This is a genomic window from Mesorhizobium sp. CO1-1-7, from assembly GCF_020164885.1.
Taxonomy (GTDB): domain Bacteria; phylum Pseudomonadota; class Alphaproteobacteria; order Rhizobiales; family Rhizobiaceae; genus Mesorhizobium; species Mesorhizobium australicum.
In genome coordinates this window covers 367611-381467 of the sequence record NZ_JAIUHA010000006.1, presented here as the reverse complement: position 1 = coordinate 381467, position 13857 = coordinate 367611, and the positions used below count along the sequence as shown (strand labels likewise).

The 13857-nt window shown below is 63.6% G+C and carries 17 protein-coding genes; 10 read left to right on the top strand and 7 right to left on the bottom strand.

The window, feature by feature from the left end; genetic code table 11:
• Window positions 1-71 precede the first annotated feature (71 nt).
• The 3 genes from LB516_RS15810 to LB516_RS15800 all read right to left on the bottom strand — a co-directional run bounded on the left by LB516_RS15810 (window position 72) and on the right by LB516_RS15800 (window position 2966).
• Window positions 72-458: an ester cyclase gene (locus LB516_RS15810; RefSeq protein ID WP_224719915.1), complete on the bottom strand. Its 387-nt coding sequence runs from the start codon at window positions 456-458 to the stop codon at window positions 72-74.
• A 111-nt stretch (window positions 459-569) separates the two neighbouring features.
• On the bottom strand, window positions 570-2009 hold the full coding sequence (locus LB516_RS15805; RefSeq protein WP_224719914.1) for a PAS domain S-box protein: 1440 nt from the start codon (window positions 2007-2009) through the stop codon (window positions 570-572).
• A gap of 63 nt (window positions 2010-2072) precedes the next feature.
• On the bottom strand, window positions 2073-2966 hold the full coding sequence (locus LB516_RS15800; RefSeq protein WP_140876518.1) for a LysR family transcriptional regulator: 894 nt from the start codon (window positions 2964-2966) through the stop codon (window positions 2073-2075).
• Between the two features lie 145 nt (window positions 2967-3111).
• Between LB516_RS15800 and LB516_RS15795 the strand changes: the two genes are divergently transcribed.
• From LB516_RS15795 to LB516_RS15770, 6 genes are all read left to right on the top strand, one after another.
• A complete protein-coding gene (locus LB516_RS15795; protein WP_224622602.1) occupies window positions 3112-3507 on the top strand; it encodes a cupin domain-containing protein in 396 nt (131 codons plus the stop codon).
• Between the two features lie 45 nt (window positions 3508-3552).
• A complete protein-coding gene (locus LB516_RS15790; RefSeq protein ID WP_224719913.1) occupies window positions 3553-3894 on the top strand; it encodes a carboxymuconolactone decarboxylase family protein in 342 nt (113 codons plus the stop codon).
• A gap of 2 nt (window positions 3895-3896) precedes the next feature.
• On the top strand, window positions 3897-4886 hold the full coding sequence (locus tag LB516_RS15785; protein ID WP_140617884.1) for an aldo/keto reductase: 990 nt from the start codon (window positions 3897-3899) through the stop codon (window positions 4884-4886).
• Between the two features lie 269 nt (window positions 4887-5155).
• The gene (locus LB516_RS15780; RefSeq protein ID WP_224622598.1) at window positions 5156-5620 is read left to right on the top strand and encodes a GNAT family N-acetyltransferase; all 465 of its coding nucleotides are present in this window, start codon (window positions 5156-5158) and stop codon (window positions 5618-5620) included.
• Window positions 5621-5636: 16 nt separating this feature from the next.
• Entirely contained in the window at window positions 5637-6020 is a 384-nt protein-coding gene (locus LB516_RS15775; protein WP_140824338.1) for an ACT domain-containing protein, read from the top strand.
• Window positions 6021-6171: 151 nt separating this feature from the next.
• A complete protein-coding gene (locus LB516_RS15770; protein ID WP_140716529.1) occupies window positions 6172-7605 on the top strand; it encodes an aldehyde dehydrogenase family protein in 1434 nt (477 codons plus the stop codon).
• Between the two features lie 64 nt (window positions 7606-7669).
• On the opposite strand, the gene LB516_RS15765 is transcribed toward LB516_RS15770, so the two are convergent.
• Window positions 7670-8554, bottom strand: coding sequence for a GyrI-like domain-containing protein (locus LB516_RS15765; protein WP_140618069.1), 885 nt, complete (start codon window positions 8552-8554; stop codon window positions 7670-7672).
• A 282-nt stretch (window positions 8555-8836) separates the two neighbouring features.
• On the opposite strand from LB516_RS15765, the gene LB516_RS15760 reads away from it, so the two are divergent.
• Both LB516_RS15760 and LB516_RS15755 read left to right on the top strand, forming a co-directional pair.
• Window positions 8837-9247: an MbcA/ParS/Xre antitoxin family protein gene (locus LB516_RS15760; RefSeq protein ID WP_015316785.1), complete on the top strand. Its 411-nt coding sequence runs from the start codon at window positions 8837-8839 to the stop codon at window positions 9245-9247.
• The gene (locus LB516_RS15755; protein WP_140663555.1) at window positions 9241-9939 is read left to right on the top strand and encodes an RES family NAD+ phosphorylase; all 699 of its coding nucleotides are present in this window, start codon (window positions 9241-9243) and stop codon (window positions 9937-9939) included. The genes LB516_RS15760 and LB516_RS15755 overlap by 7 nt, the downstream gene beginning before the upstream one ends.
• 33 nt (window positions 9940-9972) lie before the next feature.
• On the opposite strand, the gene LB516_RS15750 is transcribed toward LB516_RS15755, so the two are convergent.
• Window positions 9973-10539 (bottom strand): DUF308 domain-containing protein, encoded by a 567-nt coding sequence (locus tag LB516_RS15750; RefSeq protein ID WP_224719912.1) that lies wholly within the window; start codon window positions 10537-10539, stop codon window positions 9973-9975.
• Window positions 10540-10743: 204 nt separating this feature from the next.
• Here LB516_RS15750 and LB516_RS15745 point away from each other — a divergent pair, with 204 nt between their 5' ends.
• A complete protein-coding gene (locus LB516_RS15745) occupies window positions 10744-11655 on the top strand; it encodes an AraC family transcriptional regulator (RefSeq protein ID WP_224719911.1) in 912 nt (303 codons plus the stop codon).
• Between the two features lie 37 nt (window positions 11656-11692).
• Here LB516_RS15745 and LB516_RS15740 read toward each other — a convergent pair whose 3' ends face one another.
• Window positions 11693-12142, bottom strand: coding sequence for a universal stress protein (locus LB516_RS15740; RefSeq protein ID WP_140716523.1), 450 nt, complete (start codon window positions 12140-12142; stop codon window positions 11693-11695).
• A gap of 171 nt (window positions 12143-12313) precedes the next feature.
• Between LB516_RS15740 and LB516_RS15735 the strand changes: the two genes are divergently transcribed.
• Entirely contained in the window at window positions 12314-12895 is a 582-nt protein-coding gene (locus LB516_RS15735; RefSeq protein ID WP_140876506.1) for a histidine phosphatase family protein, read from the top strand.
• A 268-nt stretch (window positions 12896-13163) separates the two neighbouring features.
• On the opposite strand, the gene LB516_RS15730 is transcribed toward LB516_RS15735, so the two are convergent.
• A complete protein-coding gene (locus tag LB516_RS15730; RefSeq protein ID WP_015316791.1) occupies window positions 13164-13565 on the bottom strand; it encodes a VOC family protein in 402 nt (133 codons plus the stop codon).
• Window positions 13566-13857 lie beyond the last annotated feature (292 nt).

Genomic DNA, 13857 nt, shown 5'->3' with positions numbered 1-13857 from the left:
TATTTTCGTTAGAATGATCGATTTTTACGAACGGTCTTGGCCGCGCCTCGAAAGCTGAGGAAGGGGCCGGCCTAAAGCTGCGCTTCGATCGCCGCCTTGTCGATCACCGACCAGACGTGCCTGATCCTGCCGTCGAGAAACTCGTAGAAGACGTTCTCGCTGAAGGACACTTTCCTGCCGTTGACCGGCAGGCCGAGAAAAATTTCCTTCGGCGTGCAGTTGAATTGAAGGCGGCTCGCTATGAAGGGCGTATCGGCGATCAGCAGCTGGATGTCGAAATAGAGATCGGGAATTTCGCGAAAATCCCGCTCCAGCATGTCGCGGTAACCCGACAGGCCGACCCGGTCGCCATTGTAGTGCACCTCCTGGTGTACGAAGCGGTCTAGGCTCCGCCAGTCCTGGGCGTTGAGGCAGGCGATGTAACCACGATAGCTATTGGCAAGATCTTCATCGGTCATAGCATGCTCCGGTGCTTTGCCAACCGCATGTCTTCCACGACTGTTCCGGACGGCGAGAAATGCTTGTTCGGGGAAGACATAGAGCGGAGATGCCGGAATGCGAGTGCGGCATCAGGGAAGGACTTCGAATTCCGGTCCGCCGATCACCTCGTCGATCGCCTGTGGGTCGACGTGCTCGCTGTCGACCGAGGCTTCGAGCTGCGACAAGGGGGCTTCAAGGGTCCAGGTGACGCCGTGGCTGTCATATTCGAGAATGCCGGTGCCACTTACAGCTGCTGGAGCGACGCGCTGGAGCACGACGGTGCCGAAACCGCCATGGCCGATGTTCTGCACCTGAGGACCATCGCGCTCTTTCCAGATCAGCTGGAACCGTTTCAGGGCGCCTGCCTGGCTCACCTTCCATTGCACCGATATCGTTCCCTCGGCGGCCGAAAGCACGCCATATTTGGCGGAGTTGGTCGCCAGTTCATGAAAGGCGATGCCGAGATACTGGACGGCATTGGGGTTCAGCGTCAGGGAAGGGCCAGCCATGGAAATCCGTTCCTCGTTGCCGAACGGTTTGGCTTGTGCCAGGAGCAGCTCGAAAATCGTCGCGCCTCGCCAGTCGCCGGACACCAGCAGGTCGTGCGAGAGCGACAGCGCCATGATGCGCTCGCGCACCTGGCGTTCGAACTCCGCCGGTGTCGAGGACCTCTTGCTGGTCTCGCGGATCATAGAGATGATGACGGAATACTGGTTCTTGACCCGATGGTTGACCTCGCGCATCAGCATGCGGATGCGATATTCGCTCTCCTTGGCTATCGAGATGTCGCGGGCGATCTTGGAGGCGCCGATGATCCGGCCGACGGCATTGCGTACGGGCGAGATCGTCAGGGATACGGGCACTAGGCTGCCGTCCTTGCGGCGGCGGATGGTCTCGTAGGTCTCGACCCGCTCGCCTTTGCGGATGCGCTCCAATATGCGCGGCTCCTCGTCCAGGTGGTCATCGGGTATCAGCATCGTCACGGACCTGCCGACCGCTTCGTCGGCGGTGTAACCGAACAGGCGCTGGGCGCCTGAGTTCCAGCTCTTGATGACGCCGTTCAAATCCTTGCTGACGATTGCATCGAAGGAGGATTCCACGATGGCCGACAGATGATGCCTGGCCTCGTCGGCAAGATGCCGGTCGGTGAGGTCGAACAGCATGTTGACGGCCCCGACCAGCCTGCCTTGGTCGTCATGGAGCGGCGTGGGATAGGGAAGGAAGGGCACGCGCGTGCCGTCGGGACGCTGCGAGATGGCCGACTGGTTTCTGACCGGCCGGTTCTCCCGCAACGCAACGGCCATCGGGCATTGGTCGTGCGGCAACACCTGCCCGTCGGTCGTGAACAGCTTGTGCGTTACGCACCACTGGTCTTTTCCGAGCTCGGGCTCGCGCCCGGCAAAATCGGCCGCGGCCCGGTTGAAATAGGTGATCCTGCCTTCGCTATCGGTCGTGTAGATGGCGACAGGAAGATTATCGAGGATTTGATGGGATAGATCGAGTGTCGAACTGTTCGACAGGTCCGTCATGCGCAAGGTTCCATTTAACCACCGTGAACGCTGTCCGGCTGAATTGGTTCCTGGACCCGTAGGCTAGCCGCGATAACGCAGCGCATCAACCAGCAGCGTAAAGGCGGGCGTCGCCTGGCGGCGGCTGGGATAGTAGAGGTGGTAGCCGGGAAACGGCGGGCACCAGTCGGCCATGAGCCGCAACAAACGGCCATCGGCGAGATGCGCCGTCACTTGATCCTCCGGGAGATAGGCGAGGCCGACGCCGGCCAACACGGCATTCATGCGCAGCCCCGCCGTGTTGAAGATCAACTGGCCGTCGACGCGCACCTTCAGCTCGCGTCCGGCCTTCTCGAATTCCCAGGCATAGAGCCCGCCATGGGTCGGCAGGCGCAGGTTGATGCAATTGTGATCGGTCAGGTCCTGCGGCGTGCGCGGCTTCGGCCGGCTTGCGAAATAGGCCGGAGATCCGACCACCGCCATGCGCATGTCCGGCCCGATGCGCACCGCGATCATGTCGCGCGCCACCTGTTCGCCCAGCCGTACGCCGGCGTCGTAACGCCCGGCGACGATGTCGGTCAGGCCGTAGTCGACGACGATCTCGATCCGGATGTCGGGATATTGCGGCAACAGCCGGGCAATGGCCGGCCATAGGACCGTGTTGGCCGAATGTTCGCCGGCGGTGATGCGGATGGTTCCGGCGGGCTTTTCTCGCAATGCGCTCAAGGCGGCGAGCTCACTCTCGATCTCGTCGAGCCTCGGTCCGACGGTGCGGGCCAGGCGTTCGCCGGCTTCGGTCGGCGAGACACTGCGCGTGGTGCGGGTCAAAAGCCGTACGCCCAGCCGCTCTTCCAACGTGCGCAAGGCATGGCTGAGCGCCGATTGGGATACGCCAAGCTTGGCCGCCGCCCTGGTGAAGCTCTTCTCGCGCGCGACGGCGAGGAAGGCGGTCAACTCATTCAGATTGTCGCGTGGCATTGATGAATTTCTCTCATAAGTACATGCCGGATATAGCAGCTACTCATGACCATCGCAGCCCCTAAATAGAACGCAATCGGCCCAACAAGCCGGCGCTCCTGGCCTGGCGGCAATGTCCTCCCGGCATGACGAAAGGACGGAAAACGTGGAGATCACACGAAGCGGCTCGCAGCCCTCGGCGAAGGGGCCCGCCGAATATTTCACCGGGGCGGTGCGCATCGATGCACCCTTCAAGGGCAGCGACCTCGCGCGCGTCGGCGGGGCCACCGTGACCTTCGAGCCCGGCGCGCGCACGGCCTGGCACACGCACCCGCTCGGCCAGACGCTTATCGTTCTGTCGGGCGCCGGTCTGGTGCAATGCGAAGGCGGGCCGATCCAACAGATCCGTCCCGGCGACATCATCTGGTTCGCGCCGGGCGAAAAGCATTGGCATGGGGCGTCGCCGACAACGGCGATGAGCCATATCGCCATTGCCGAAGCGCTCGACGGCAAGGTCGTCGACTGGATGGAGCATGTCACCGACGAACAATACGGGATTTGACCGACCAGGCCGCGCACCCACCGATAGCACAAGAAGGAGACCCTCATGACCGATGCCCCAGCGCCTCCCAAAAGCCCGTTTTCCGACATCGCTCCAGCACTCGGCACCTATACCGACGAGGTGCTTTTCGGCGACGTCTGGAAACGCCCCGGCCTCTCGCCGCGCGACCGCAGCCTGGTCACCGTCGCCAGCCTGGTCTCGGGCTACCGGATCAACGAGATGCCGTTCCACATGAAGCGGGCGCTCGAGAATGGCGTAACCCCTGACGAGCTCATCGAGGCCATCACGCATCTTGCCTTCTATGCTGGATGGCCGCCGGCAAGCACCGCGATCGGCATCGCCCGCAACGTCTTCGAACAGGCCGACGCCGAGAAGAAGGGACACTGACGATGCAAAAGCGCACACTTGGAAACAGCGGCCTCGAAGTCTCGGCCATCGGCCTTGGCTGCATGGGCATGAGCCAGTCCTACGGGCAGCCGATGGAGACGCCGGATGCGGTCCGTCTGATCCGGGCGGCATTCGAGCGCGGTGTCACCTTCTTCGACACGGCGGAGGTCTACGGACCGTTCAGGAACGAAGAGGTCGTCGGCGAGGCGTTGCAGCCAATCCGCGACCAGGTGGTGATCGCCACCAAATTCGGCATCGACATCGCCGGTGCGGCCGGACATCAGGGCATGGACAGCCGGCCGCAGCATATTCGCGACGTCGTCGAGGCCTCTCTCAAGCGGCTGAGGACGGACTACATCGATCTTCTCTACCAGCATCGGGTCGATCCGGTCGTGCCGATCGAAGAGGTGGCTGGCGTGGTGAAGGACTTGATCAGCCAAGGCAAGGTGAAGCATTTCGGCCTCTCGGAAGCGGGCGTGCGCACCATCCGCCGCGCTCATGCGGTGCAGCCGGTCGCCGCGCTTCAGAGCGAATATTCACTCTGGTGGCGTGAACCCGAGGAGGCGATCCTGCCGGTCCTCGAGGAACTGGGAATCGGCTTCGTGCCTTTCAGTCCGCTGGGCAAGGGTTTCCTCACCGGCGCCATCAACGCCGGGACGACGTTCGATGCCAACGATTTCCGCAACAGCGTTCCGCGGTTCACGGAGGAAGCCCGCCAGGCAAACCAGGCACTGGTCGACGCCATCGTCGCGATCGCGGCTGACAAGAACGCGACATCGGCACAGGTCGCGCTTGCCTGGCTGCTGGCGCGCAAGCCCTGGATCGTTCCCATCCCAGGCACGACCAAGCTAAACCGCCTTGAGGAAAACATCGGATCTCTCGCCGTTGCCCTGACCGCGGACGATCTTCGCGATATCGAGAACGCGGTCTCCGCGATTGCCGTCCAGGGAGAACGATACTCCCCGCAACAGGCGGCGAGGATCGATCGCTGAGGGTCCCAGCCGTATCAGGCCAAGGCGTTGCCGACGGTTTGGCCCAATGACAGGCCGAGGCGTTGTCTTGACGCGGGAACGTTGCTGCTCCAGCTTGCCGCGATGTTCGTTCCCGCGCCCGTCATCGCCAAGCGACGCCGCTTCCGCCCAGCGTGGAGCGGCACGCTGATTGCGCGACGACAAAGGCCGGCAGGATAAATCCGCTTCGCTCGTTTCCAGCCCCGCCCGCGACAACAGCCGGCGGGGTTTTTCATGCCTGGAGCACTGTCATGACCATCGAGTCCGCCATCCGGTTTCGGCCGGCCGAACCCGCCGATGCCGCCGCCATCCGCGACATCGTGCGTGCCGCCTATGCCAAATGGGTGCCGGTGATCGGCCGCGAGCCGCTGCCGATGCGCGCCGACTACGAAAAGGCCGTCGCCGAGCATCCGTTCGACCTCGCCGTCGAGGACGGCCGCATCGTCGGCATGATCGAGACCACGCTGGCCGACGATCACCTGTGGATCGAGAACGTCTGCGTCGCGCCGGGAGCGCAGGGCAGGGGTATCGGCCGGCTCCTGCTGGAGCGTGCGGAAATCAAGGCGCGCGAGGCGGGCCGCAACGAGCTTCGCCTGTTGACCAACGGCGCCTTCGAAGCCAACGTGTCGCTCTACAAGCGGCACGGCTATACGGTCGACCGGGAAGAGCCGTTCATGAATGGCGTGACGGTCTATATGAGCAAGAGGTTGGCATGACGATCGGAGCGCGACGATGGCTGCGAGGATAACGCTGAAGCAACTGTCCGGGCTCTACGCGATTTCGCGGCTTCAGGCCGCTGACGGCATCCCTGGCTGGGCGGACGGACCAGGTTTCGTCAGCATCACCAGGACCGACGACGAGCTCTCGATCACCTGCCTTCAGGATCGCGTGCCCGATGCCGTCAAGCATGACCGCGACTGGGTCGCCTTCAAATTGCAGGGGCCGTTCGCGTTCGACGAAACCGGCATCGTGCTGTCCGTCATCAGGCCGCTGTCGGAAAACGGTTTGGGCATCTTCCTGGTATCGACTTTCGATGGCGATCACCTGCTGGTGAAAGCGGCTGACGAGCCTGCGGCAAGAGGTTTGCTGGGCGAAGCCGGGCATACGCTGCTATAGTCCGCTCATCGCTGGTCCAGCCCTCTGGCTCAACCACTGCCGCGTTGGCTCAACCAGTTCGGGGGTTGCGTTTGACAGCGCCGTTTGCGCATCGTTATTTCTAGCCAGATATCACGGCCTGACCGGCCATGCGGCACCCCAAGGAGAGACCATGTCACACGATCTGCAGTTCTACATCGATGGCGCGTGGGTCGATCCTGTCGTGCCCAACACGCTCGACGTCATCGATCCATCGAACGAGGACGCTTTCGCGCGGATTTCGCTCGGCTCCAGGGCCGATGTCGATAAGGCGGTGGCCGCCGCCAAGCGCGCCTTCAACACATATGGCTTCACCTCGGTCGAGGAGCGCCTCGACATCCTCAACCGCGTCATCGAGGTCTACAAGAAGCGCAGCAAGGACCTGGCGGTCGCCGTGTCGCGCGAGATGGGCGCGCCGCGCCAGATGGCGCTCGACAGCCAGGTCGGCATCGGCCTGGCGCATCTGGCCAAAATGGCCGAGACGCTGAAGAATTTCCAGTTCCGCCACGTCAAGGGCAACCATCTCGTGGTCAAGGAGCCGATCGGCGTCGTCGGCCTGATCACGCCCTGGAACTGGCCGCTGAACCAGATCACCTGCAAGGTCGGTCCGGCACTCGCCGCCGGCTGCACCATGGTGCTGAAGCCGTCGGAAATCGCGCCGCTCAACGCCATCATCTTCGCCGAGATCATCGACGAGGCCGGCGTGCCGAAGGGCGTGTTCAACCTCGTCAATGGCGACGGCCCTGGCGTCGGCCAGGCGCTGTCCAGCCATCCCGACATCGACATGATGTCGTTCACCGGTTCGACCCGGGCAGGCATATTGGTGGCCAAGGCTGCCGCCGACACCGTCAAGCGCGTGCATCAGGAGCTTGGCGGCAAGTCGGCCAACATCCTGTTCCCGGATGTCGACCTCGCCACCGCCGTTAGCAAGGGCGTCGCCGGCTGCTTCAGCAACAGCGGCCAGTCCTGCAACGCGCCGACGCGCATGTTCGTGCCGCGCGACCGCCACGACGAGGCCGCGGGATATGCCAGGACGGCGGCGGAAAGGTTCACGGTCGGTCCGGCCGACGGCGCCAACACCAAGCTCGGCCCAGTCGTCAGCCAGGTCCAGTTCGACAAGATCCAGGACCTGATCCAGAGCGGCATCGACGAGGGTGCCAGGCTGGTCGCCGGCGGCCCCGGCCGCCCTGCCGAACTCAATCGCGGCTACTATGTCAGGCCGACCGTGTTCGCCGACGTCACCCACGACATGCGCATCGCGCGCGAGGAGGTTTTCGGGCCGGTGTTGGCGATCCTGCCCTACGACACGGTCGAGCAGGCTGTCGAGCAGGCCAACGACACCGTCTACGGCCTTGCCTCCTACATCCAGGCCAAGGACCTACAGAAGGCGCGCGAGGTCGCGGCCCGCATGCGCTCGGGCAATGTCTACATCAACTATCCCCAATGGGACGCCGGCCTGCCCTTCGGCGGCTACAAGCAGTCGGGCAACGGCCGCGAATACGCCGAATACGGGCTCGAGGATTTCCTCGAGATCAAGGGCATCGCGGGGTACGAGGCGGCGGAGTAGTGCAGGACTTTCGGGCCGGCGCAACGCCGGCCCGGTCAGAAGGGACAGGTCCCGTCAGAAGGCCCTATTTCAGCGGCAGAAACAATTCGCAGACCACATCAGGCACCGGCACATTCGGGAACATCGAAAAGTGCCGTTGGCAATAGATCGGGAAGTCACGCGCTTCCTCGCCGCTGGCAGGAAGCCAGTCGCGATAAAGGTAGAGCGCGGCTGGCTCCAGGTTGTTGGTATTGTGGACGACGCGCAACACCGCGCAGCGTCCGCCGGGGATCACGCCAGCCATCATCTGCCCGTCATCAGCGTCGATCGGCAGGTCAGTCCCGACACACAGGTCCATGCTGTAATCGGCTGGGTTGGCGGGGATCCTCTCGGAACGGAAGACGTTGAAGGTCGGGCTCGTCTCCGGTGACAGGCCGGCGGCCTTGCGCCAGGCGATGAACCGCTGGATGGTGTCGCCGAGTGTCGCCCGGTCGCCTCGATGTTCCATGATCGCCACCGGCGTCGGGGGCACATCGCGGATCGTCACGTCGTCGTGGTCATAGGTAATGTGCATGAGCTTGCTCCTTGCATTGTCCATAGGCCCGAAGGCCGCAAGCCACGGTGCCCAGTCGGGCGACTTCCGGAACGATGAAGGAGACTGCCCGAACCGTTGCCGAAAGGCGCGGGCGAAGGCGTCCGGTGCATCGTAACCGGCATCCATCGCTATGTCCGTGACGCTTTCGGCATCCCTGAAGGCCAGCCGGTATGAAGCGCGCTTCATGCGGGCAAGCTGGACATAGCGATGCACGGACAGCCCGAAGGTCGCCGTGAACTGCCGGTGGAAATGGTATTTGGAAAATGCCGCGATGCCGCTCAAAGCATCCAGGTCCAGATTGCCGTTCAAATGCTGGTCGATATGATCCAACACTCTCTGCATCCGGGCATGGTAGTTTTGAAGCGCCGCCTTCATCATTCCGTTCTCCGTGGCAGCACCAGCTAAAGCGTATGCGGACATGACGCGCTCGACCGATCTTGCGGTTTGTCACGGGTCGCGGAACCGCGCCAAGGACCGTTTAGGGGCACGCGCGACCTTAGTTGGAAATCCAACTACCGGGAAATTCGACCGTAATTGTTGATGCAATATTGTTCGGACCATCTAATCGCCATCAGTGCGGTCTTCACTGGCAATGGCTCCCCGCCTTGCCAATTGGCATATACATGCTATATATCTGCCAATTAGCGAGGTCTAAACATGCAGCTTCAAGCCATCACCGCCACACCGGCCACTGTCGGCTCAGCCATTTCGGATGAAGAGGCAGGCGCTTTGGCGCGCACCACGGTCAACCTGTTCAAGGCCTGGAACCTCACCGACTTCGAGGCCTGCGTCCTGCTTGGCGGCATTTCGGCGCGCACCTGGGCGCGCTGGAAGGAGGGTGGCATCGGCCGGATCGACCGCGACCTGCGCACCCGCATGGCGCATCTGATGGGCATCCACAAGGGGCTGCGCTACCTCTTCACCGAGCCGGCGCGCGGCTATGCCTGGATACGCAAGCCCAATGCCACCTTTGGCGGGCAGTCGGCGCTCGACGTGATGCTGCGCGGCGACATTTCCGATCTCGCGGCGATGCGCGAATGGCTCGACGCGGAGCGTGGTGCATGGTGAGTGGGCTCGCGGTCCGGCGCCGCGTCCACTGGCCCCAGACCTATCGCATCATCCGCTCCATCCATCCGCCGATCGATCTGTTCGAGGACATCGCCGATCCGCGCGACTGGGAGGCGCTCGCCGCCGTCGAGGAGAAGACCAACCCGCGCATCCGGCTGGAGCTTGGCGATCTCGGCAAGGTGCCGGCCGCAAGGCGGGTTTCCGGTCCTGGCGCCAGCTTCGTCATGGCACCTTTCGTGCATTGTTCCGTCCTTCGGCCCGGCCGTTTTTCGGACGGCAGCTACGGCATTTACTACGCCGGCGACAGCGAGGACGTGGCGCTGGCCGAAACCATCCACCATCATCAGAAATTCATGCGTGCCACCAACGAGGCGCCCGGCTGGACGGCCGATTTCCGCGTGCTGATCGGCAGCGTCGATCGCGACCTCGACGACGTCAACGCCGTGCCCGGCGTGCTCGATCCCGACGACTACACGGCGTCGCAGGCGGAAGGGCGGGCGCTGCGGGCCGCCGGCAGCGACGGGCTGGTGTGGAACAGCGTGCGCATGCCCGATGGGGAGTGCATCGGCATCTTCTGGCCCGACGCCATCGGTGTCCCGGTTCAGGGCCGCCACTACAGCTACCACTGGGACGGCGGCCGCGTCGATTTCGTGCGCCAGCACGACACGGGCAAGGTGCTGGAAGTGGTTTGAGCGAAGGCCGCCGCGGCAACCAGTCCCAGGCCTTTACGTGGGCTTGCGTGCCTGCGTGACGGCCAGCCATACGGCCGAGACGAGGAAATAGAAGGCGCCGAACGCGGCATAGGGCGCGATGTCGGTGATGCCAGGCGTCGCGGTGCCGATTGCCTGTTTGATGAAGAAGCTACCGGCCAGCGCTGACTGCGCACCGCTCAGCACCATCGCCCATTGCGCGCCTGCCCGCCAACGGCGCACGCCGGTCGCAAGCTGGAACAGGCCGGCGAGAACCGCCCACGCACCGAACACCGCCAGAACCGCGTGCGGGCCCTGCTCAAGTGCGATGACGACGGCAATGGCCGTGATCGTGCTGACCGCAGCGTTGAGCGCCTGGCTGGGATTGGCTTTCAGGCCGCCGCTGCGCTGCGCGTCCAGAATATTGGCGATAGCGTCCCACAAGGGATAGGCGACCAGGAGTAGCGCCGCGACCGGCGGCACGCTTTTGCCAAGGGTGAAGGCCGCCGCCACCCAGGCGACCGAAAAGCCGGCCCGGAGGAAATAATAGGATTTCAGCCACTGCGATGCGGCGCCGGGCGCCTGGATGGTTTGAGTGCTCATTGGAATTTCCTGTCTTGTTGTTGGACGGTGATTGATCCGCTTGATCGATTTGGAATCACGCCCGCCGGGTTGGATGATTGGAACAGCCCGTTCTCGCAGCCTTGGCTGCGGGATTGGTTTTGATCCAACGAAAAAACGGCGCATAATCAGCACGAAAATGCGTTATCGTCGTAAAGAATGTAGGGGAGCCGGCCGGCCGCATCCATGATGGAATCGCCTGAAAATTTGACCATTCTTCCGGATGGAGGGCCGCGTGCCGGTGTCTCCGGGGACCTTCTCTCGCATGTGCTGGCGCAGATCAGGCTTACCGGCGACGAGGTTTTTTCACGCGCGCTGGCACAGGCGGAGCAACTCGATCTCGACGAGGGCCAAGCCCATATCGTCGTGGTGACCGTCGGCGCGCTGCGCATGGAGAGTGGGGATCAGGCCCCTGTCGTCATAGAGGCCGGCGACCTCGTGCTCCTGCCTCGTGGTCCCGGCGCGTTGCGGCTGGTGGCGTCGCATCCGCAGGTGGCGATCGTCGCCTGCCGCTTCTGGTTCGATCCTGACAGCCTGCGGGGAATGATCTTCGCCTTGCCACGATGCATCCATATCGAGCGTGCCCAGGGGGCAGGGTGGGTCGATGGAATGCTGCCTTTCCTGATGGTCGAAACCAGCGACGCCCAGCCCGGGGCGGCTTTGATGATTTCCCGCATCATCGATCTCATGGTCATCCGCACCTTGCGCAGTTGGGTCCACGAAGGACGCGCCACGGGCTGGCTCGGCGGGCTTTCGGATGCACGCATCGCCCGTTCCCTGAAAGCCATTCACGAAAGGCCGCTGCAGCGGTGGAGCATCAATGAACTGGCCGACAAGGCCGGCATGTCCCGTTCCAGCTTCTGCGAGCGCTTCGCCGCGCTCGTCGGGCGCTCGCCGCTGCGCTACCAGAATGAATGGCGGCTGGGCCTGGCCCGCGATCTGCTGGCCAGGCGAGACGCACGCGTGGGTGAGATCGGCTTGCGCATCGGCTACGAGTCCGAAGCCGCTTTCAGCCGCGCCTACAAACAGCTCTTCGGGCATCCGCCACGGGTTGAATATGCCCTGGCGAATGAAGCCGCACCGGTGAAACCGCGCTGACCGATGGCGCCAGCTTGAAAATATCGGGTTGTGGCCGCTACCGCACCACCAGCACCGGGATCTCGGTGTAGGACAGCACTTCCGCCGTCTGGCTGCCCAGAAGCAGCCTGCCGAGGCCCCGGCGGCCGTGCGAGGCCATGACGATCAGGTCGCAGCCTTGCGCCCGCGACAGTTCCAGGATCGCTTCGGCCGGCCTTTTGTCCTCGACATGGACCAGCGTGGCGGACACGCCGGCGGCGTCGGCGGATGCCTTGCACTTGTCGAGCACTTCCTTGCCATAGCGGCGCGCTTCCTCCCGATAGGTGACCAGTTCGTCGCCGGCGGCATAGCCGGCCATGGCGCCGCCCCAGGCGAAGATCGGGAATTGTTCCGAGACGGTAACGAAGGTGACGGCGGCGCCGATGCCCTTGGCCAGTGTGAGGCCCTGGGCGACACCCTTGCCGGCCAGGTCAGAACCGTCGGTGGCGATGAGCAGATGTTTGTACATGATGGTGTTGCCTGTCGTGCCTGATGACTATCCAGCAGAGATAGTTATGCCGCACGCTCAATCATTGTGCCAATGCGGCGGGAATCAGGGCCAGGCGAGGTTTCGCCAGTACCCCGGATTCCCCTTTGCCGCATCGTCCTCTAAGGTGCCGCCGACATCGAAAGGTACCCCATGAGCAGTGCGTTCCCCCAAATCCATCTGGTCCGGCATGGCGAGACGGCATGGAGCCTTTCGGGGCAGCATACCGGGCGCACCGACATGCCGCTGACGCCGGCCGGCGAGGCGGCCGCGCGGGGTGTTGCGGAGCGGTTGAAAGGCCTACCGTTCTCAGCCGTCTGGTCGAGCCCCTCGCAGCGCGCCTACAACACCAGCGTGCTTGCCGGCTTTGGCGCGACAAGCGTCAAGATGGACGATCTGCAGGAGTGGGACTACGGCGCCTATGAAGGGCGCACGACGAAAGAGATCCTGGCCGAGCGGCCGGGCTGGAACGTGTTTCGCGACGGCTGTCCGCAAGGCGAGCTGGCGGCCGATGTCGGCAACCGCGCCGACGGGATCATCGAGCGCCTGCGCAAGGCCAATGCCGACATACTGATCTTTTCCAGCGCGCACTTCCTGCGCGTGCTGGCCGCCCGCTGGCTCGGCCTGCCGCCGGAAGGCGGGGCGCTGTTCGTGCTCGACACGGCCAGCATCAGCGTGCTCGGCTACGAGCATGATTTCGGTGAGCCGGTCGTGCGCAAATGGAACGGGAAGTAGGGCGGGCACCGGCTCGGCGCGGAAGCGCCGTCTTTTCGTCATCCACGGGCGGAGCAAGGAGCGTAGCGACGCCGCGCAGACCCGAGGATCCATGCCGCGACCTCCGAGCGCGGCCACGGTGCGGAATCTGCTCCGCTGCACTCCACGGCCAGCATCGCGGCATGGATCCCAGGGTCTCCGCGACGCCGCTTTCGCGGCTGCTCCGCCCTGGGATGACGAACGCGGGGAGGCTTCGGCAATTCCAAACCCTAGCCAATCCCGACCGTCTCTATCTGTCAAACTTCCGGATCGCCTCGGCGCTGACGGGCTGGAAGAAATTCACCAGATTGCCGTCGGGGTCGCGGAACAGCAGCGAGCGGTTCCCCCAGGGCATGGTGGTCGGCTGCTGCACGGTCGTGCTCTTGATGAGGTCCGACAGCCGGGCGAATTCGGCATCGACGTCGCCGACGCGGAATTCGAGGATGGCCGTGTGGTTGTCGGCGGGGCGGGCGATGTCGCCGCCGAACAGCATCAAGGTGCGCGTGCTGCCGATCGCCAGCGTGCAGGCTGGCGTCGTCAGTTCGGCGAAGTCTTCGGTATAGACCGTCACCGGCATGCCGGTGACCTCACCGTAGAAGCGCACGAGGCGCTGGACATCCGATGTGATGATGCGGACTGAGACGAAATTCATCGCTTAGGTTCCTTGGTCGCTGAAGCCCGGGCCGGGCTTCCCAGCCGATGCATAGCCCAGGCCTCCTGACAGCTTTCTGTCAGGAGAGGGGGGTGCGATGGTCTATTCGGGCCTGAGCGACTCCTGGACGGCGCGAGGGAGAAATCATCGGCAGGTGTCAAACAGCGCAATCGGCAATCTGTTCTTGGCAAAGTTTATGGCTTGACGATTTTCATGGCGTTGTTTCGACAGGAATACTCCATTTCATTCGGCAGAGTGTTGATAAGGGCGATCGCCGGGCCTTTACTCGATT